We start from the raw sequence: 21064 nt of genomic DNA, 5'->3' as shown, positions 1-21064 counted from the left end.
CGTCCAAAAAGGACGGGCGGGACGCCCATCCCACAATAACAATTAAAATTGTAAGTTATTTAATTCGCGATCCTTAAGCTGTCACGCATTTAAATTGCATATTCAGGGCGGGCGAGACGCCCACCCCACAAGAATTAGAGTGTTTTTTGACATTCTATTTAAATGCACAACAGCTTAGTAGCGATTTCAATCGCCGAATTGTCTGATCAACCTGAGATATTGCATTATTCTCAAGAATAGGCAAGATGCCTGTTCCACAAAGAGTAGATTTTCTTGTGGAACGGGCCCAGAGCCCGTTCAAAAGGCTGATTGACAATGGTGCAACATCTCAGATCAACGCAAATTATCCGGTACTCTCGCCGCAGGTTGGTCTAAATAATTGTAAACAATCCGCGAAATTCGACGGACAAAATCTCTCACAATCGGGTCATTGTAAGGACGTTTGACAAAGATTGCCGCTAAATAACGCTTACCGTTGGGCATATCAATAATTCCAGCATCGCCAACTACAAAGCCGATATCTCCGGTTTTGTCAGCAATCACGGCTCCCGCCCCTAAACCCGAAGGAAGCAGCGTTCTAGTTGTTGTACGCCGCAATAATTCTAAAGCCTGTTCTCGGCTCGATTCAGAAACTAATTTATCGCGAGACAGCATCGCCAGCAACTTTACCATATCCACAGAACTTGTGGTATTTGTTCCTTGAAAATCTCCCAACCAATTGCGAATTCTGGTATCAGTTAATCCCCAACTGCGAAAACGCTCGTTGAGTTTAGCAATTCCCCCCAAACGTTCAATAATCATGTTGGTGGCTGTATTGTCGCTGATGGTAATCATTTTATCTACGGTTTCTCTGATGCTAAACCGAGTGCCATTTGGTCTGTCTTGCATAGTTCCAGAACCGCTGGCTACTAAGTCGGACTTCATAACTAATGTTTCGTCTAGGCTAACTTTGCCTGCGTCTACATCTTGATAAAAAGCAATTAGAATTGGTAACTTGATGGTACTGGCGGCCGGAAATACTCGATCGCCCTTGATATCCAAATAGTTTCCTGTATCTAAATCCAGAAAAAACATTCCGGCGCTGAGGGATCTATACTGTTCGATCGCACTTTCGATTTGAGGCTTGATTGCGCTCATTTCGGAACCTGTTGAAATCCCCAAGTCAGCGGCATAATTTCTGGGAGTTGCTGAAGAAACAGTTAGGGGAACTTGACTGGGTTTTTGTTCGATCTGGGTAATAGCTGTTGGTTGAAAAAACTCGTTACCCGCTATTTGCTCTGGATTCGGCAACTGAAATGACCAGCGAGTGGAAGATTCTCTAATGACTCGGACTTTTTGCGGATCTAACTTATAACCGGGAGTTAATTGTATCACTAACCTGGTAGTTCCGGTGTCAAATTGCCCGACTCTAATTTGTTGAATAGCTGAGTTGTAACTTTGAGGAGTTTCGGGATATTCCAAGACTATTCCCGGTAAGTCAATTACTAAGCGGGTGGGATTGGGGATTAGTTTGACTTCCGGCTGAACTCCTGAATCTGTTGTTAAATTGAGTTGGTTTTCGCGGGCATCGAAGTGCCAAGATGTTAGTGTATCAGCTTTTGCGGGAAGGACGATCGAGAAAAGACTAAGGGCGGCAGGCAACAGCCATCGCAGTTTAGGAGTCATGTTTGAAGAGAAAGAATTTAACGGCTGCAACGAGAAAGCGGCGGTCACAGTGTTCTCGACCGCTTTCGAGACGAAGCACCTAGCATCATACAGTCAACTCTTGCCCGCAGCCGTATTTTTTTTATTTGCTCTGAGAGTATTCCGTTTCCGGGACTCCTATCAAATCCGGTTCTATTACCCCTTTTTCTTCCAGTCTCGCGTCGGCGGACGAAAGTTTGTACAGTGGCGAATTCTCTTGGCAGAATTCTTGTTTTGTATGCACAAATTTTATGCACCTGACATGAATTCAACTTAAGCGACTTCTCGATTTCTAGCATCTTCAAGGGAGTCGATCGCGGCTTTGAGAAAAACTTTTCCTTTAGCAACAAATCGGCGATCGCTCAAAGGATCGTAAGCTTCCCAATTACCGCTAACTTCGCGGTCGCGCCACAAAAACCAGCAGCGGTAGATTTCCCCGCTATCTATATCATCGCACAAAGCCAGCCAATCATCCCCGGTGAGATCGCTGGCATCTAATGCTACCAATTCCACCCACGCAAGTGCAGTGCAGGCATCGATCGCCTCAGTATCAACCGAGTCAGATTTTGTAGCTATAGGTTGCGGCGAACAGAGTGTAGACTTCATAATTTCTCCTTAATTAAATTAAATCAATCAATGAATTTGCCTATTTATGGAACTGACCCGGTACGCCAAGTGGAAAAACTGTGTTTTGATAAATTTCTGGTTCGTCAAATTTACCAGCGGCTGATGCTTCTGTTAAATTATTAAGTGTATTAATGGTGAAAATGGCGGCAGTTCCCAAAGCGGCCATTGCCAGTCTGTGTAAGATTTTGTTCATTTGGGTTCTCCTTTTTTGCTTGGTGTATCTACTCTAAAAAGTTAAATCGTCATTAGCGGCGGAGATTGGGGAGTTAAGAAAAACTTTTTCTCCTCAAATATATTCAACTGTTGAAGCCGTTATCAGGACAGAGTTTGAGGAGTCGATCGCCCCAAAAACCTCTTCAAGTAAAATCCCTTAAATTCCGGCTGGCTGACTATCTTCCTTAAAATCGCCTAAAATAGGGACTTAAGGCGTTAAAATTTCTAGATTCGTTCCCCTTTCAGTGCAAGCGAAGTGCTCAAGTCAAAACGCGATCGTGGTCGCATTCTCACTGCCTCTGGCTTAAAGAAACTTAACGAGGCGCTCCAAGAATGGTCTGACCGACATAACATTAGAGGTACTCTGACGGAAATCGAGGCTGAGTCTGGCGTCGGTGCCGATACAGTCAGCAAAATTAAGCAGGGTAGAGAAGGTGCGGATTTGAGTAAAATTCGACAGTTGTTCGCGGCTTTTGAAATGACTCTGGCTGCTAGCGACCATCGATCGGCTAAACTGGAGGAATCGGAAAATTTAGACGAGCTGGACAATTCGCCAGCAGCGGGGGAAACAGCCACCAGCAGCAGAATTGTTAAAGTATTTGTGAGTTATCGCAGCGCCGAACCGGATCGCGAGTTAGGAAAACAGTTAGAAACGGCCTTAAGCGCGATCGGTCATACAGTTTTCACAGCAGAAAATAACATTAGATTAGGAGATAATTGGTTCGATCGCATTAATTTCTTCCTCCAAGAATGCGATTATTTGCTGCTACTGTTGCCACCAACGGGAAACCAAAGCGAACTGCTAACATATCAAGTTCAGCAAGCAAAAGAACTGCAAGACTCCCGGCCTGACAGAAAACCCATAATTCTCCCCATCCGCGTCGGCTTTCCCCTGAACGCGCCTCTAAATCACGACTTGCGGGGCTATCTGTACCGCATCAAACAGAGGGAATGGAAAACCACCGCCGACACTCCAATTATTATCGAAGAAGTTCTGAATTTGCTAGCAGAAAAACCCGCACCCGTCACTGAACAAACGGAAGATATAACACAAAAACAGCTATTAGAAATTAGCAACGACGAAATACCTCTACCCGCCGCCGAACCTGAATTACCGGGAGGACAAGTCGATGTCGCTTCTCAATTTTATGTAGAACGCCCGCCCATCGAAGAACGCTGCTATCAAACTATTGTGCAGCCCAGTGCCTTAATTAGAATTAAAGCACCGAGACAAATGGGTAAAACTTCCTTGATGGCAAGAATTTTGCATCACGGAGCCCGTCAAGGCTATTGCACCGTGCCGCTAACTTTTCAGTTAGTAGATAAAGCCGTATTCGCCAACTTAGATAAATTCTTAAAGTGGTTTTGCGCTTACGTCGGCCGCGAGTTGCACTTACCCAATCAATTAGACGATTATTGGGACGAGATTTTTGGCAGCAAAGTCAACTGCAAAGATTACTTTGAAAAATACATTTTACCGCAAATCGACAGTCCTTTAATTTTAGGATTAGACGAGATCGATCGCGTTTTCCAATATCCCGACATTGCCGAAGACTTTTTAGGACTGCTGCGGGCGTGGCACGAAGAATCGAAGCGACGCGACATCTGGAAAAAACTGCGATTAATTGTAGTTCACTCCACCGAAGTTTACATCCCGATGAACATCAATCAATCGCCTTTTAACGTCGGACTTCCCGTAGATTTGCCCGAATTCAACTCTCAGCAAATACAAGATTTAGCAGCGCGCCATAATTTGAATTGGTCGGATGCAGAAGTTGAAAAATTGACGACAATTGTCGGCGGACATCCGTATTTAGTGCGAGTTGCATTATATCACATTTCGCGATCGGATTTGACACTAGATGAATTAAAAGAAACTGCGATCGCAGATGCTGGAATTTACAGCGACCATTTGCGCCGGCAGTTGTGGAATTTGGAAGAATATCCAGAGTTGGCACAGGGGATGAGAGAGATTGTGGCGGCGGATTCTTCGGTGCAATTAAAGGCGATGCAGGCGTTTAAATTAGATAGTTTGGGGTTGGTGAGATTGCAGGGGAACGAGTGCGTGCCGAGGTGCGAACTGTACCGACAATATTTTCGATCGCACTTGAGCGCGATCGTCTAAGTCCGATCGCTCTGCTATCCTATAATTCCAGATATGGTAGGGGCGGGTTCACCGACAATAATTGCCTAAAATGAACAATCTCATAAACCCGCCCCCACAAAACGACAAATCACAATCTACCTCTTTTTAGATTAAAACAGCCCATGAACGATATTTTTTTGATAACATCCGATAATTGGCTAGATTGGATAGCCGTGTTTGGTTATCTAGGTTTTACTGCTTTCATTGCATGGCGCGTGTTCACCACAAAGTAGATATATCATCAACTTACAGTCTTCTTCTGTCTTGCTTCGCGCCTTCGCGGTTCGTTAAAGAAACAGTAAAATAAAACAATAATCAACTAGCCCAGACAGTTATGCCGCCCGTCGAAACTGTTGCAGCAATTCCGAACGATCTGATTTGGCGCTTGAGCATCGAGCAGTATCATGCGATAATTCAAGCTGGCATTCTCACGGATGATGACTCTGTAGAATTGCTGGAAGGTTGGCTGGTTTTCAAAATACCAAAAAATCCACCGCATCGAGCAACAACTCGTCTTGCCAGAACAGCTTTAGAGAATATTTTACCTGCGGGGTGGTATGTTGATTCCCAAGAACCGATAACGCTATCCAACAGCGAACCCGAACCTGATATAGTGGTTGTTCGAGGGGATACGCGACAGTATCTCGATCGCCATCCGGGTGCTGAAGATATTGCCCTGATTATTGAAGTATCTGATACGACACTTCAGCGCGATCGCACTGTCAAAAAACGGATTTATGCCCGCGCTGGAATTGCGATTTATTGGATTGTGAATCTTGTTGAAGGACTGGTTGAGGTGTACTCTCAACCTCTTGTTGAAGTTGAGCAGCCAGATTACAGTCAAAGGTTGGATTTTGGGCGATCGGCTGTTATACCGATTATTATTGAAGGGATAGAAATTGGGGCGATCGCTGTAAATTCTCTTTTGCCTTAAGATAAAATGAGTAAATTCTAAACTTGTCGGGTGCGTTAGATGAAGTTTTAGAGAGATTTTTTACGGTTGTATTTAGATAGAATCCTCTCATAGATTTCATAATTCTCTTGATCGAAACAGCAAAAAATTACTTTTGGAGAACCACCATTATTTTGTATATATTCCCAGCATACCTTCACTGCAATCTCACCTGCTAGAGCTTTAGGATAGCTGTAAATGCCGGTGCTAATGCAAGGAAATGCCAAACTCTCAAACTCTCGCTCTGTGGCAATCTGCATACACTTACGGTAACACTCGGCTAAGAGTTCCGGTTCTCCATCATTACCCTTCCGCCATACTGGGCCTACTGTGTGGATGACGAAGCGTGCAGGCAATTTATATCCCTTAGTTAGTTTAGCATCTCCAGTCTTACATCCTCCAAGTAATCGGCATTCTTCAAAAAGTTCCGAGCCTGCTGCTCTGTGTATTGCTCCATCTACTCCACCACCACCAAGTAAGCTGCTATTTGCAGCATTCACGATCGCATCAACTTCGAGTTTTGTGATGTCGCCCAAAATAACTTTCATATTCTACAATAGTAAACTGTAGACAACTTTAGCACAGAAACTCGTTATCTAGTCTTGCTCTCAACTTTCGCAAAATCGGAATTTGCTCTAACTGTTCCGGCCGTATATTATCCCAGTTTAACCCTTTCGGGCGCGGATAAATTGTATGAGTCTCAATTACCTCCTGGGCAGTAACAATCCAATTCAGCGCCCAATCGTGAGCTTGCATTGGCAAACGCGAATCTGCGACTATTTGCAAAGGATGCACTGTTGTCACAATTGGCGTATCGATTTGTACTAACCCGAATTCTTGCAACATAGCCAATTCCAAATCGGCAAATCCTGCACCTTTACCGGTTCTTCCACCGTTGGGGCCTGCGGCTACGCAGCCGACTATTACTAAATCAATCGGCTCCATTTCTGCAAAACTTACCAATTGTCCGCAAGCAAGTGCTTTGCGGGCGAGCGCACTTTCGGCAATTGATATATTTTGTCTCTGCAAATCCTCAGCAGTCAACTCAACAAAACAGCGATCGTCTGTCAAGCGCGGTACTGCCATATACAGGCGTTTTCCATCTTGCAAAGCCCGCATCCGCACCGGAATTTGTGGCGAATCTGGATTGCACTTAATCGTTTTTGCTTGTTGCCAAATTGGTAAATTTTCTAATTTTTCGGCCGCCACCTGTGCACCGACAAAGTTGGGAATATGACCAAACGGATCGCCAATAGATGCGGCTTGCTGCTTCAGCAAAGACCAAATTTCACCTCTTAACTTATCTTTTTCGCGGTGATATCCAATCCAATCACTTTTCATGTTTTATTGTGGTACAATGTATCATACAAAAGTTTCCTTTAATACGCCTCATTTCTTCAGTCCGCGAAGGCGGACTTTGTTTGTGTAGTAGCGGTTTCAACCGCCGAATGACCCCAATATATTTTTGGGAATTTACCATTTTATCCTATGAATTTTACCACAAAGCCCAGTTACTATCAAGTCGGTGGGAGTTTGACAAATAACGCTCCCAATTACGTGAAGCGGCAAGCAGACGACGATTTATATAACGGATTGAAAGCCGGGGAATTTTGCTATGTTTTGAATTCCCGGCAAATGGGCAAATCTAGCTTGCAGGTGCGGACAATTCAGCGGCTGAGAAATGAAGGAATTGCTTGTGCTGCGATCGACATTTCGGAAATTGGCAACCGTGGCGTCACTCCCGAACAGTGGTATGCTGGTTTGCTACGCATTCTGGAAAATAACTTTAACCTATCGGATATTGTCAACGTGCGGACTTGGTGGCGCGATCGCAATTTTTTAACCCCAGTTCAAAGATTGAGCGAATTCATCGAAACTGTACTCTTACCCAACATTTCCAGCAATATTGTCATTTTTATTGACGAAATCGACAGCATTCTCGCCCTAGATTTTCCCGCCGACGATTTTTTAGCCTTAATTCGATCGTGCTACAACAAGCGCGCCAACAATTCAGAGTTCGATCGCCTAACTTGGGCCCTCTTAGGCGTAGCATCGCCGACGGATTTGTGCCGCGAGCAAAATGCCACCAGCAATACCCCTTTTAATATTGGCAAGGCGATCGAATTAACTGGTTTTGACGAAACAGAAGCTCAACCGCTAGCAGCGGGGTTGGCAGAGCTTATAGACAGCTCTCAGGAAGTTTTGAGAGAGGTTTTGTATTGGACGGGGGGGCAGCCGTTCCTGACTCAGAAGCTGTGCAAACTATTGTTGGAAAATGCCGAATTTATCCCGAATTTACCCCAGGGCGGGCACGGGGGCACCGCCCCTACATTCGGGGGGAAAGATACCATCCAAAATCCTCAAGAATGGGTTGAGAAGGTAGTGCGCTTGAAAATAGTGGGGAATTGGGAGTCTCAGGATGTCCCAGAACATTTGTCCACAATTCGCGATCGGCTTTTCAAAGAAAACCAGCGGATTGTCAGGAGACTAGGATTATATCAGCAAATTTTAGAACAAACTGAAACTGTGCCCGATGGTAGTGCCGAACAAATGGAGTTGCGATTAAGCGGATTAATCGTTAAGCGCGGGGAAAAACTAACAATTTCTAATCCTATTTATGAAGCTGTATTTAACAAAGAGTTAATTGAAGAAAAATTACAAAAACTCTCGCCTTACTCGGAAGCAATCAAAGTCTGGCTAAATTCTAGCTGTGAAGATGATTCCCAACTGTTGCGAGGGGATGATTTGCAGTCAGCATTAGTTTGGGCGGCCGGAAAAAGTTTGAGAAACGAAGATTTTCAGTTTTTGACTGCCAGCCAGAAAGTTATTTTGAGCGACCAAAATCAACTGCTGCATTTAGCTACACTCGAAACCAAAAAAGCTGTCTGTGATGCCGAAAAAGCGTTGATTGAAGCTGACTCTGCCAAACAAAAAGCCAAACAGTGGATCGGCATCGGTTCTGCGGTACTGGCAGCATCGTTACTGGCGGCGATCGGCTTTTCAACTCTCGCTTACCAGCGGTTTAAACTGGCACAAGCAAGTATTGAAATCGAACAAAATGGCAGCGATGCTTTATTGTTAGCGGTATCTCAAAAGACAGAAAACAGCGAAGCTTTATCAGAAGCTTTATTGAGGGCGATCGCCTCCGGTAAAAAATTAAAAACATTGGTACAAAATAAACACAAGCTAGAACAATACCCGGCAACTAGACCGCTATTAGCATTACAAATAATTCTTGATAAAATTAGCGCAACACAGGAGACAAAAGCCTCATCACTTCTGCCAACAAAGATAAATTGGCAAGCTCATAAAGGTGCAGTTACCAGCGTCACTTTTAGCCCAAACAGGCAGGTTTTAGCAACCGCAGGAATAGACGATCGAGTTCGGCTTTGGAACTTTTCCGGGCAAAAAATTGCTGAATGGAAAGCCTTGCAGCAGTCAGTTAATATGGTAAACTTTAGCCCGAATGGTAAATTTTTAGCGACCGCCGGAAGGGACAGCACAGTTAAAATATGGAATTTATCAGGTAAAAATATTTCTACTTTGACAGGAATTAAAGGCTCTGTTACTAGCATCACTTTTAGTCCTGAAGGAAAGTTATTAGTGGCGGCAGGGATAGACAGCTATGCTGCACTTTGGGATTTGTCTAAACTGCCACAATTAGTATCGCCTAGCCTGAAACTCCCAGGTCACAACGGCTTAGTGAGAAGCGTAAATTTTAGTCCAAAGGGCGATTTCATAACGACTTTAGATGGCAAATCTACAGTGCGACTTTGGAATTTGTCGGGCAAGCTGAAAAAAACACTGCCTGTTCAGGCAATTGGGCTGAGTTTCACTCCGGCTCAACACCAGTATCGCTTTGCTACAGTAACATTGAATGGCAAAGTTGGGCTGTGGAATCTGTCAGAAAAAGAATTAGTTAAGGAATTTCAAACCTTGCATTTTGATGCGAAATCAATTAGTTTTAGTCCCGACGGAGAACGGCTTGCTACAGTGGGAATTGACAAGACTGTACGGCTGTGGAATTTAGCGGGGCGGCAGGTTGCTCAATTTGAGTTCGAGGAGAATGTTGTTAGTGTCAGTTGGAGTGGAGAGGGAAAGCAAATTGCTGTAGCTGGAAGCAACGGCACTGTCTGGTTGAGGCAGGTTGAAGGGTTAGAAGAATTGCTGAAGCAAAGCTGCGATTTTTTCACCACTCAACCGAAGTATTTTACAAGAGTTTCAACTATCTGCAAGTAGGGACACCGCACCGTGCCCAAAGCGTGTCAACTTAAGCTGCCAGCCCGCCAAGTTCGTTAGTCATCCATCAAGTCCGCCAGGGGTTGAAACCCCTGTCTAATAGCGAAAGTCCTCTCAAAGAGGACTGAAGAGAAGAATCTCAACTCATTAGTCCTCTTTTAGAGGACTTTAGCTTTGAGGCAGGGGTTTCAACCCCTGCCGGACTATTGGTTGTACCTTAAGTTGACACCTAGGGGCAATGCCATGTCCCTACTAATGACTATCAATTTACTTTAACAGGCGAAACACTTACATTAGGATTTGTAACTCTTTTTAAGAGTTCTTGTCGGGCTTGTTCGGGATTTTGACCTTTGGGTACTTGATATAATAATCTACAGGAACCGTCTTGAGGATTAGCTGCACAAATAATTAGTTGACCGTTGCTAGATGCACCTGCTGTGACAACATTCTCCCAGCTTCCTTGCGGTTGCGAGTTGTTGAGAATTCCTGAGACTCTGGTGCACCGAGTAATCGCATCTTCTCCTGATTCATTAAAATAGTTATCAGCTAGCCACAAAATAACGGGAATATTTTTGCCTTGTTGGACAGCAATTGTAGCTGGGCGGCCGCCAGCAGCGCCGCAGAAGAATGAAGGCGCTTGGGCAAAGGCTGGACTGTTGGCTAAAATCTGAGCAGCAAGGGCAATAATTGACGCGCTAAAAGCTGACTTTAAGAGCCGAAATTTCATGAGCAGTAATAAGCTTTTTCATTTAAGGTTACTAATAGTCTAAAAAGTTAAACTGTTTGTTGCCGGGAAGATTAGGCATTTAGAGAAAAAAATAAAATTTATTTTGCAAATTTTTGCCTTCGCACACACTGGCCTCATCTGGGCCAAAACTCCGGGAAAAAAGCTCGCTGAGAAACACCAAAGGCAGAAAATAGATGCAGCCCTAGGGGGCGCAGGCGCGAAGGTATAGGGTAAAGGATCGGTTTTTCAGCGTTTTTTGCGATCGCCTCGCTCTTCCCGATCCCGTCCCACCTAAATGGGAACCTGTGTTACCATCGGTAAAAATATTCTCTTTAATAATCAACAATGGGCAATGTTCTGGTGCTGAACGCCTCCTACGAACCCCTTAACATCACCAATTGGCGAAGGGCGGTAGTTTTGTTGCTGAAAGGAAAAGCAGAACAGGTAGAACACAACGGGAAATTTATTGCGCCAAACTTCCCGCTACCAACTGTGATCCGACTCAGGCATTACGTCCGAGTTCCCTATAAGGATATTCCGCTAACCCGCCGGAACATCTTGCACCGGGACGCACACTCTTGTCAATACTGTAGTTATACGGGGGACGATTTAACCCTCGATCATGTAATTCCCCGCTCGCGCGGAGGAGGGGACAGTTGGGAAAACCTCGTCACCGCCTGCGTGCGCTGCAATGTCAATAAAGGCAGCCGCACGCCAAAAGAAGCGGGAATGCCGCTGCGCTATCCGCCTAGGAAACCTCACAGTGGTCTTTATTTTGAAGTGACTAAACACGTTAAGAGCGGTATGCACAAAGAATGGCAAAAATATGTAATAGGCCTTTAAAACCCCTGTCAGCGCAAGCGCGGGGGTTTTTTGCGGAAGTTCTGAGTCCTGAGATTGCTTCGTTGCAACGCACACGCCGTGCATGAGGTAAAAAGTTAAAGAGAATTTACCCTCTTAAATCCGGTTTCTCGTAATAAGTATTGGCTTTGATAACGAGGCATCTACAAAGAAACCGGGTTTAAGAGCCAATGTCGTGCCAATCCTGAATAGTTAAATTGTTAATTTTTAATGATGAAAGACCACGCCCTTACCAATTCCGATGGAACATCTGGCAACCGCGAAGGTGAGTTTGATTCCAGCAGCGAGGTTGTACCCGCAGTGAGTGCCCCTGGGAAACGGCGCAGCAAAGCCGAAGTTGTTTCCGAAGAGAATCGCGGCCGTCTCCGCGAGGAATTGCACGATCGCAAAGTCGAGCAATTGCGCCAAATGTTCGATCGGCACAAAGGCAATCGCCAATTAATATTGCTGCAAGATTTTCCAGACCCCGACGCACTTTCAAGCGCTTGGACTTACAAATTAATCGCCGAACAATACGATATCCAATGCGAGATTATCTACGCCGGCGCCCTCAGCCACCAAGAAAATATTGCCTTAGTTAAATTGACAGGGTTGCCGTTGCAGCGGTGGACGCTGGAAACAGTAAAAACTAAGGATTTGTCGGTGTTTCAGGGCTGCGCTTTTATTGACAATCAAGGGACGACTTGTAACTTAACCGAGTATATTTTAGCCGCTGGAGTTTCGATCGCCGCCGTCATCGATCATCACAATTTGCAGGGGGAAATGAACGCAGAATTTACCGATTTGCGCCCTCAAATCCGCGCTACAGCCACGATTTTTGCCGAGTATTTACAGTCTGGACTCCTAACTCTCGACGCCAGCGTCAGTCTGCACATCAAGTGCGCTACAGCTTTGATGCACGGTTTGCGATCGGATACGATCGCCCTCAGACAAGCTCAGGAGGAAGACTTTTTAGCTGCGGCTTATTTGAGCCGATTTTACGACCCGCAGTTGCTGAATGCGGTGTTACAGTCGTCTCGTTCTAAGTGGGTGATGGACGCGATCGAGCGATCGCTCAAACACCGCACCGTCCAGAACAATTTTTCGATCGCCGGCATCGGCTACCTCCGCTATGACGATCGGGATTCTATTCCCCAAGCGGCGGACTTTTTAGTAACAGAGGAGAACGTACATACAGCCGTTGTTTACGCAATTGTTCACGACAAAGACGAAGAAATTGAAGTAGTAATTGGCTCGCTGCGAACTAATAAACTCACTCTCGACCCCGACGAATTCATTAAAGAAGCCTTCGGTCAAGATGCTCAAGGACGCTTTTTTGGTGGCGGCAGAAGTCAAGCTGGAGGTTTTGAAATTCCGGTGGGATTTCTTTCTGGCGGCAATGAGAACAGCGATTATGCAAGGCTGAAATGGGAAGTATTCGACGATCAGATTAAGCAAAAGTTGCTGCATTTAATTAGTCCTAAAGACAATCCTGTTTACGATCATTAACTCTGGGGTTTCTAGGTGCGGTATTGATTCCAGCAACAGCCTGGGAATGCCGCTGGGTTAGACCTCCGCTTAGTACGAGCTTTGGCCCCGTTTTTTTCGGCTTTTGGGCAAAATTTCAATTTGACAATCAGTCCTGGCCGCACTCCAACTCTCATCAACCGGGTTTTTCACTCTTATTGAGGGTTTGAACGAAGTAAGGGGGTTAAAAAAACCCCTTGCTCCGTCCAAGACTAAGAGTAATAAATTTTATACCAATTTCCCAAAATTACACGCTCAAGAAACCGTTTTTGTAACTTTTGTCAAAAAAGGCAACGAAGTATTTTGGTAAAAAAAAGATTTGGTGGCAAATTTAATTTCATAGAGTTTACTAACCTCCACAACAGAAATTTAAAATTTTAATAATTTTACAGGGTTATTTTTTGGAATTTTTTCTATAAAATCGCTAAATAAATCACACTTTGTTCGAGGCGACCCAGGATGTTTGGGCTGATTTTGATAAAAAAATGCCGTACAATCAGCCAAATAGACAGGGAAAAACATAAAGGCTTGGCTAAATCACATAAAAGCCTAAAATTTATATTTTTGCAGGAGATTAGTGAGTTTCAAATAAAACTTTGCAAAACTTTTGCATTTTTTACCTCAAGCAAACAATCTGTTGGTAAGACTTAAAAAAAAATTCTATATTATTTATTTTTCGGGGGTTATAATTGTAAAAAATAGATTGAAAAAAAAGGAACACGGAGATGTTTACAAAACAGAATTCCTCTTGGTCGTTAGATAAAATTATAGAAAAAATTTCAGCAATTGCACTTCAAATCAACGAGTTCGCGGAGGAGGAGACAATTTTGCAATGTGCGGTAGAAGAAACCAGGGTGCTGCTGCAAGCCGATCGCGTGATAATTTATCGCTTCCTACCGCATAGAAATGGCGTAGTATTGGCTGAATCGGTTGATGCCCAGTGGCCACGAATCCTAGGAAAACAGATTTACGATCCTTGCTTGGAAGCTACCTGGGTAGAGCGTTACAGCCAGGGACAAACGAGCAGCATTTCTGATATTCACAGCGGTCATCTTCAAGCTTGTGATGTCGAATTGCTCGATCGCATCCAGGTTCAGGCCAATTTAGTGGTGCCAATCTTGCTAGATGGCAAACAGCAGCAATCTCCGAAGCTTTGGGGACTGTTGATTGCTCATCAATGCCGAAGTCCGCGTCAGTGGGAGCCTCTCGACGTTCAGATCGTGCAATACGTTGCAGTGCAGCTTGGGTTGAGGATGCGGCATCTGGAATCTCACCGCCCGGTGCGGGCGCCAAATCAACCGCCGGAACTCGAAACAGAACCGAATCAAACTGCGATTAATACAGAAAGCGCGCCAAGAGTCAATCATCAAAATTGCCTGCAACCAGACTTTGCCTATTCCCCTAGCGGAGATATTTTTCACCTCAGTGCCTTTGACTTGTTGCAAAACCCGATCTGGGTATTTGATATTGAAAAGTTGCAAATGCGATGGGCAAACCAGACATCTTTACGCCTTTGGAATGCTTCGACGCAGCAGCAGCTCATAAGTCGCAACTTTAGCGATATGTCAGAGTCTACTCGGATTCGCTTGCAGAGCTATTTACAGCAGTTTGAGCAAGGCAAAACCTTGTCCGAGCAATGGACGTTTTACCCCGACGGTCAGCCTGTTTCTGTCGGCTGTCGCTGCTCTGGCATCAGGATTGATAGCGGGCGTTTGGCAATGCTGGTAGAGGGGATGGTTGAAACTACCGATCAGATTGAGCAGGAAACCTTGCGATCGATCGAGGCACTCCGACACACCACGCTCATGGTTTCGCTATATACCATCGAAGGTCTGCCGCTGCTGCAAAACCCCGCAGCTTTGCGCTGTTATGGGGATGCGCTGCACCCTCACTCTGCGACAGACAATGCTTTTGTGAGTCGCTTTGTTGACTCTCAGGTAGGAGAGCGAGCAATGGCAGTTCTTAAGTCCGGTGAGGTATTTAGCACGGAGGCTCAAGTGATTACTCTGGCGGGAATTCGCTGGCATGGGATGGACGTGCGGTGTACCGACGACCCGGTAACAGGCAACCCGATGTTGCTCGTGAACGAAAAAGACATTACCGACCGCCAGCAGGTAGAAACAGCCCTGCAAAAGAGTGAAACCCGGTTGTCAGAAGCCCAGCGGGTTGCCCACATCGGTAGCTGGGAATTTGACGTGATTGCCGGTAAAATTACCTGGTCTCCCGAACTCTTCGAGATTTTGGGACGATCCAGCGCCCTAGGCGAACCTACCTATGAAGAAAACCTGCGGCTTTACCATCCCGAAAGTGCCAGACAGCTACACCGGGTAGTTCAACGAGCGCTCACTCACGGAGAGCCTTATCTATTGCGCCTCAGAATCGTGCGCCCGAATGGTTCTATCCGCCATACCGAAGCCAGAGGACAGGCCCAACTCAATGCAGAGGGAAAAGTCGTTCGGTTGTTTGGTACATCCCAAGACATTACGGATCTTGTCCAGGCGGAAACAGAACTCAGAGAAATGAGTATAGCTCTTGCTAATGCCGTTGAGGGCATCTCGCGGCTGGATATTTTCGGACGGTACATCACCGTTAATCAAGCCTACGCGAATCTAGCAGGTTATCAGCCTGAAGAAATGGTTGGTATGAGTTGGCAGAAAACAGTTCATCCCGAAGACTGCGACAGGATGAGGGTCGCTTATCAAAAAATGCTAGCCGAGGGCCGAGTGGAGGTTGAGGCCCGGGGTATCCGGAAAGATGGCTCGATCTTTTACAAGCAGGTGGTGATGTTGGCAGCCTACGACTCGCAGGAGCGATCGATCGGGCATCACTGCTTTATGAAGGATATCACCGCTCGCAAGCAAGCAGAAGCAGCATTACAACAAGAGTTCCAGCGTCTGGCTGTGGTGATTGCCACCCAACAGGAAATCGCCATCCGCAATCCCAATCTCGATGCAGTCATGGCGGTGATTACCGAGCGAACTCAAAAATCGCTCGGTGCCGATGGGGCCGTGATTGAAATGCTGGAAGGGGATGAGTTGGTGTATCGGGCAGCCAGCGGTATCGCCAGCGCCTATGTTGGATTACGGATCAAAGTAGGGACAAGTTTATCGGGAAAATGTATTGCCACCGGCCAAATCATGCTTTGCGATGATTCACAAACCGATACACGGGTGGATCAGTCTGCCTGTCAGCGCATTGGTATCCGGTCACTGGTGGTTGTTCCCTTGTTCTATCAGGATGATCGGGTTGGCGTCTTAAAAGTTGTTTCCGGTACACCCTGTGCCTTTACAGAGTCAGATATTCATACCTTACAACTGATGGCGGGGTTTTTGGCGGGTAGTCTGCATCTGGCTTCAGAGTTTGATGCTAAAAACATTCTCCTGAGTCAATTACAGGAAAGCGAGGAACGGTATCGTTCTGTGATTACAAGCATGACTGAAGGCGTCGTACTTCAGCTAGCAGACGGAAAAATTACTACCTGTAATGCTAGTGCCGGAAGGATTCTCGGACTGAGCCCCGAACAACTGATGGGGCGTACATCCATAGATTTAGACTGGCGAACCGTTCAGGAAGATGGCTCTCCCTTCCCCTGCCAACAGCATCCGGCAATGATTACCCTACGGACGGGAAAACCCGTATCAAATGTGGTGATGGGCATTCACAAATCGGATAAAACGCTGACTTGGATTTCGATTAATTCGCAACCGCTGTTCCAAATGAATCAGTCTCAACCCTATGCAGTAGTAACGACTTTTGCTGATATTACAGAACGCAAGCGGGCCGAGGAGATGCTCAGACACCGGGCGGAACAAGAAAGATTAATTGCTACGACAGATGGCTTAACACAAGTAGCAAACCGCCGCTGTTTTGATGAGCGATTGGAGTCGGAATGGCACCGACTGATGCAGGGGAAACAACAGCTTTCGTTGATTATGTTGGATGTAGATTATTTCAAGCGATATAACGATTGCTACGGACATCAAGCTGGGGATATTTGTTTAGTAAAAGTGGCTTCATCGGCGGCACTTGCGGTTAAACGTTCATCGGATCTGTTGGCACGTTACGGGGGCGAAGAATTCGCTGCTATCCTACCGAATACGGATGCGGATGGCGCGATCGCGGTTGCTGAGTCGATCCGACAGGCAATCCGAGATTTGGGAATCCCTCACGAGCAATCTAATGTGAGCGCGATCGTGACTGTTAGCATGGGAATTGCAACTGTGATTCCCACTGCGGAAACATCACCGGATGAACTCGTTGCCCTCGCCGATCGAGCATTATATGATGCGAAACGACAAGGGCGCGATCGTTACACAAGCGCCAACCAGATGACGGCGCCAGAGCTTAATCCAGTTGTAGAATAGGCAAAAGGTAGGTATATCCTAGACCGCTCCTAGAAAAACGGGATAATAAAATGCCTGGAAGTATTGATATATGGTTATTTATCTGATCCGGCACGGTATCGCCGCCGCACCCGAAGAATATGATACAGACTCTGAACGCCCGCTGACTAAAGAGGGCGATCGTAAAACCCGGAAAATTGCCCAACGGCTGTACGAGCTCGAAATTCAGTTTGACTTGATTCTCACGAGTCCCCTACTGCGGGCGCAGCAAACGGCGCAAATCCTGCAAACAGTCGGTTTGAGTTCCCAAATAGAAGAATCCGCCGCCCTCGCACCTTCAGGAGACATCGGGAACTGGCTGGAGTGGTACAAACAGTGGCAGGAAATAGGTAGCGGCAGCTTGGCCCTGGTGGGCCACCAACCAGACTTAGGCCACTGGGCAGAAACTTTGCTTTGGGCTCGATCGCAAGATGCCCTGATTCTCAAAAAAGCAGGTATCATCGGCTTAATCCTCCCGGAGACCGGCTCCCCTGTGGGCCGCAGCCAAATGTTTTGGCTAACTGCGCCCAAGTTTTTGCTGCACTAGAAACAGCGAACCGCCCCGACATTAACAGGACGCGCCAGCCCTCTTAAAACGGCATTCTGGGACGGGGAAACCGGGAAAAAGGGGCGACAATACGCAGCGGTGCGATCGGACTATCTGTTGAAAAACCCGGTTTCTGAACCCGAATTAACTACCAGCCGGGAAGTCCCTCGGTATATTTAGAGGGGATTAATCAGAGCGCTGCGCGAAGTACCCCGTTGGGAATTACTCCTTGGGATGAAAGGCTCGTCGGGTGTAGGTACCCAAAGCGACAATTATTCTTTTATACCCCTTGATGATCGGGAAATACTCTGATACTATATTAGCAAGTGGGGGTGGAACTACCTCACTATAAAAAGCCTTTGAAAAAAAGGAAAAAGAAGCCTGCGGTCTAACTGTACTCAGTTGACCGTCAGGTTTGTTCACATGATTATCTGTCAAGACTGCGACACTATCTTCGTTTCTGGTAATGTACTTTTAGTAGATTGAACTCACATAAAACGGTATCGCAATGGTCGTCGGCGAATTCAAACCAGGTTTAGAAGGTGTTCCCGCCACCTTGTCCAGCATTAGCTACGTTGATGGACAAAAAGGGTTGCTGGAATATCGCGGGATTAGCATCGAGGAACTGGCACTGAAAAGTTCCTTTCTCGAAACTTCATATTTATTAATCTGGGGGGTACTTCCGACAAAGGAAGAACTAGAAGCTTTCGAGCATGAAATTCGCTATCACCGCCGGATCAAATATCGCATCCGGGACATGATGAAATGCTTTCCTGAAAGAGGACATCCAATGGACGCCCTGCAAGCTTCAGCGGCCGCCCTGGGCTTGTTCTACTCCCGCCGAGCTCTGGCTAACCCAGCATACATTCGAGAAGCTGTAGTGCGGCTGCTAGCGAAGATTCCCACGATGGTAGCAGCGTTCCAGCAAATGCGACGGGGAAATGACCCGGTGCGGCCGAGGGATGACTTGGACTACTCGGCTAACTTTCTTTATATGCTCAACGAGCAAGAACCCGATCCGCTGTTAGCTAGAATTTTTGACACTTGTCTGACTCTCCACGCTGAACATACAATTAATGCCTCTACATTTTCGGCAATGGTAACAGCTTCGACGCTGACAGACCCTTACGGAGTGATTGCTTCAGCAGTTGGCACTTTGGCGGGGCCGCTGCACGGGGGAGCTAATGAAGAAGTGATTGATATGTTGGAGCAAATTGGTTCGGTAGAAAATGTGCGACCTTTTGTCGAGAAGTGCGTTGCAAATAAGGACAAAATTATGGGTTTCGGTCACCGAGTTTACAAGGTGAAAGATCCCAGAGCAACTATTCTTCAGAGGTTAGCGGAACAGTTGTTTGAGAACTTCGGCCACGACGATTATTACGACATTGCTATCAAGTTAGAAGAAGTGGTTGAGGAAAAACTAGCTCACAAGGGAATTTATGCAAATGTAGATTTCTATTCGGGTTTGGTTTACCGCAAAATGGGAATTCCGCTGGACTTATTTACACCAGTTTTTGCGATCGCCCGTGTTGCCGGCTGGTTGGCCCACTGGAAGGAACAGCTAGAGGCAAACCGCATTTACCGCCCGACTCAAATATATACGGGGACTCACGGTGCTCCTTATATTGCGATCGAGGACAGACTCCCATCCTAAAGCTAAATTATCAACCCAGATATGTAAATGGCGAGAATAATTGTTTTGCTTTCGTGAAGTGTGGAATTAAAAATTGTTTTCGCCTTCCGAGTCAGGAAGCAATCTCTGTCTGCCAAAAACTGCCGTGCTGGGTTGCACCCCTCTTGTATGTTGTGGTGTTTGTTGGCGACAATAGTAAGAAGTGACGATTTTCAGGAACTCCGGTCCTCAGACTTGCGGGTCTGAGGCTTTTTATTGCAATATTACGAATAGCTTTCGGTAGGTTGCTGCGCGCGCACCCTACTTGTATTTACGCTTCGCTTGTATAGTATTAGATACAAAGTGAAGATGCGCGATCGCATTTAAATTCCTCCCGCTTTTAGTCGTCAGAACATCTATGGCTTACAGCAACAGCGAAATTGAGGGCAAGTCTTTCTACCAATCCGAACCCTTGATCGCCCGCTTGAGAGGGATTATCCGAGATTATCCCGAAGGCGTTGGCATTATCAAAGAGTTGATCCAAAATGCTGACGACGCTAAAGCAACGCGCGTAGAAATTACTCTTGATTGGCGCCACCATCCGGTCAAACAATTGCCTGACGATCGTATGGTACGGCTAATGGGGCCGGCGATGTTAGTCTACAACGATCGCGTGTTTGCAGATAAAGATTTTGAGAGCATTCGCAGTCTGGGACAAAGCGAAAAAGCCCGAGATTTGCAGAAAACCGGTAGATTTGGCGTCGGGTTTAATGCAATATATCATGTTACAGATTATCCGAGTTTCGTATCGCGCGATCGCATCATCTTTTTTGATCCTCACGGCGCGGCGATTCCGGGCACTTCCCGACAAGAACCGGGACGCGAATGGAATTTGGCAGACGCTAAATGGTACGAAAAATATCCCGATTTTATGCAAGTCTACGCAGCGGGAGGATTGCCATTAGGAGATACAAATTTTCAAGGCACTTTGTTTCGCTTGCCCTTGAGAACCGCAGAACACGCTAAAAATAGCGAAATTCGCAAACAAGCTTTTACCGAATCCAACGTCAATGAACTACTAGACGCACTGATTAATTCAGGTGAAGAACTGCTGCTATTCCTGAAATCGGTTCAGGAAATTAGAGTTTACGAAATCCCCGCCAACAGTCAAGAAACTAGGCAAGAGATTCTGGCGATTGTTACCCAGAACCAGCAAGAAGTACGAGAATCGCGGCAACAACTCCTCGATGCAATTCCCCAGACACCAGACAAATTGCTGGAATTGTGCCACAATAATCCAGCCGGTTTAATATCAGTTTCTTACCGCCACGAGATAGAAACGATTAGCGGGAATCGGAATACCAAATCAACTTGGAGAACAGTAAGTTTAATTCGCACAGATGAAGGCGACGAGTTGGCAAAAGTCATAAAAGCAATGTACGAAAGCCAAGAAAAAGTATTGCCTTGGGCGGGCGCTGCTGCTAGGATTAATGGGCGTTGCTGAATCAAGGTATGAATACCCCAGGAATGGGAATATCGTCAAACTTCAAGTAATGTATTAATAACTTA

At 46.0% G+C, this 21064-nt stretch carries 15 protein-coding genes; 9 read left to right on the top strand and 6 right to left on the bottom strand.

Annotated features, from left to right (window positions below):
• Positions 1 to 333 precede the first annotated feature (333 nt).
• The 3 genes from QT990_RS32520 to QT990_RS32510 form a co-directional block, all read right to left on the bottom strand.
• A complete protein-coding gene (locus QT990_RS32520; RefSeq protein WP_333141941.1) occupies positions 334 to 1665 on the bottom strand; it encodes a serine hydrolase in 1332 nt (443 codons plus the stop codon).
• A gap of 291 nt (positions 1666 to 1956) precedes the next feature.
• Positions 1957 to 2289, bottom strand: a complete 333-nt coding sequence (locus tag QT990_RS32515; RefSeq protein ID WP_333141940.1) for a hypothetical protein — start codon at positions 2287 to 2289, stop codon at positions 1957 to 1959.
• Positions 2290 to 2329: 40 nt separating this feature from the next.
• A complete protein-coding gene (locus QT990_RS32510) occupies positions 2330 to 2503 on the bottom strand; it encodes a hypothetical protein (RefSeq protein WP_333141939.1) in 174 nt (57 codons plus the stop codon).
• 276 nt (positions 2504 to 2779) lie between these two features.
• On the opposite strand from QT990_RS32510, the gene QT990_RS32505 reads away from it, so the two are divergent.
• The gene (locus QT990_RS32505; protein ID WP_333141938.1) at positions 2780 to 4648 is read left to right on the top strand and encodes an AAA-like domain-containing protein; all 1869 of its coding nucleotides are present in this window, start codon (positions 2780 to 2782) and stop codon (positions 4646 to 4648) included.
• 355 nt (positions 4649 to 5003) lie between these two features.
• Positions 5004 to 5603, top strand: coding sequence for a Uma2 family endonuclease (locus tag QT990_RS32500; protein ID WP_333141937.1), 600 nt, complete (start codon positions 5004 to 5006; stop codon positions 5601 to 5603).
• A gap of 47 nt (positions 5604 to 5650) precedes the next feature.
• Here QT990_RS32500 and QT990_RS32495 read toward each other — a convergent pair whose 3' ends face one another.
• Together QT990_RS32495 and QT990_RS32490 are read right to left on the bottom strand one after the other, a co-directional pair.
• Positions 5651 to 6169, bottom strand: coding sequence for an O-acetyl-ADP-ribose deacetylase (locus QT990_RS32495; RefSeq protein WP_333141936.1), 519 nt, complete (start codon positions 6167 to 6169; stop codon positions 5651 to 5653).
• Between the two features lie 28 nt (positions 6170 to 6197).
• Positions 6198 to 6962, bottom strand: coding sequence for a 5-formyltetrahydrofolate cyclo-ligase (locus QT990_RS32490; RefSeq protein ID WP_333307847.1), 765 nt, complete (start codon positions 6960 to 6962; stop codon positions 6198 to 6200).
• A 147-nt stretch (positions 6963 to 7109) separates the two neighbouring features.
• Here QT990_RS32490 and QT990_RS32485 point away from each other — a divergent pair, with 147 nt between their 5' ends.
• Positions 7110 to 9860, top strand: a complete 2751-nt coding sequence (locus tag QT990_RS32485; RefSeq protein WP_333307849.1) for an AAA-like domain-containing protein — start codon at positions 7110 to 7112, stop codon at positions 9858 to 9860.
• A 262-nt stretch (positions 9861 to 10122) separates the two neighbouring features.
• On the opposite strand, the gene QT990_RS32480 is transcribed toward QT990_RS32485, so the two are convergent.
• Positions 10123 to 10587 (bottom strand): COP23 domain-containing protein, encoded by a 465-nt coding sequence (locus QT990_RS32480; RefSeq protein WP_333141933.1) that lies wholly within the window; start codon positions 10585 to 10587, stop codon positions 10123 to 10125.
• Positions 10588 to 10932: 345 nt separating this feature from the next.
• Between QT990_RS32480 and QT990_RS32475 the strand changes: the two genes are divergently transcribed.
• The 6 genes from QT990_RS32475 (at position 10933) to QT990_RS32450 (ending at position 20999) form a co-directional block, all read left to right on the top strand.
• On the top strand, positions 10933 to 11430 hold the full coding sequence (locus QT990_RS32475) for an HNH endonuclease (RefSeq protein ID WP_190659271.1): 498 nt from the start codon (positions 10933 to 10935) through the stop codon (positions 11428 to 11430).
• 228 nt (positions 11431 to 11658) lie between these two features.
• A complete protein-coding gene (locus QT990_RS32470) occupies positions 11659 to 12936 on the top strand; it encodes a DHH family phosphoesterase (protein WP_445305468.1) in 1278 nt (425 codons plus the stop codon).
• A 743-nt stretch (positions 12937 to 13679) separates the two neighbouring features.
• The gene (locus QT990_RS32465) at positions 13680 to 17318 is read left to right on the top strand and encodes a diguanylate cyclase domain-containing protein (RefSeq protein ID WP_333410028.1); all 3639 of its coding nucleotides are present in this window, start codon (positions 13680 to 13682) and stop codon (positions 17316 to 17318) included.
• 70 nt (positions 17319 to 17388) lie between these two features.
• Entirely contained in the window at positions 17389 to 17883 is a 495-nt protein-coding gene (gene sixA / locus QT990_RS32460) for a phosphohistidine phosphatase SixA (protein ID WP_333141930.1), read from the top strand.
• Between the two features lie 508 nt (positions 17884 to 18391).
• Positions 18392 to 19537 carry a citrate synthase gene (locus tag QT990_RS32455; protein WP_333141929.1) on the top strand — a complete coding sequence of 382 codons (1146 nt, stop codon included), beginning with the start codon at positions 18392 to 18394 and terminating at the stop codon, positions 19535 to 19537.
• A 376-nt stretch (positions 19538 to 19913) separates the two neighbouring features.
• Positions 19914 to 20999 (top strand): sacsin N-terminal ATP-binding-like domain-containing protein, encoded by a 1086-nt coding sequence (locus QT990_RS32450; RefSeq protein WP_333466226.1) that lies wholly within the window; start codon positions 19914 to 19916, stop codon positions 20997 to 20999.
• Positions 21000 to 21064 lie beyond the last annotated feature (65 nt).

The sequence above is a fragment of the Microcoleus sp. T3_B1 genome (genome assembly GCF_036700445.1).
Classification (GTDB): domain Bacteria; phylum Cyanobacteriota; class Cyanobacteriia; order Cyanobacteriales; family Microcoleaceae; genus Microcoleus.
Note: the sequence above shows the minus strand (reverse complement) of the source record. Positions and strands in the feature narration are given on the sequence as shown.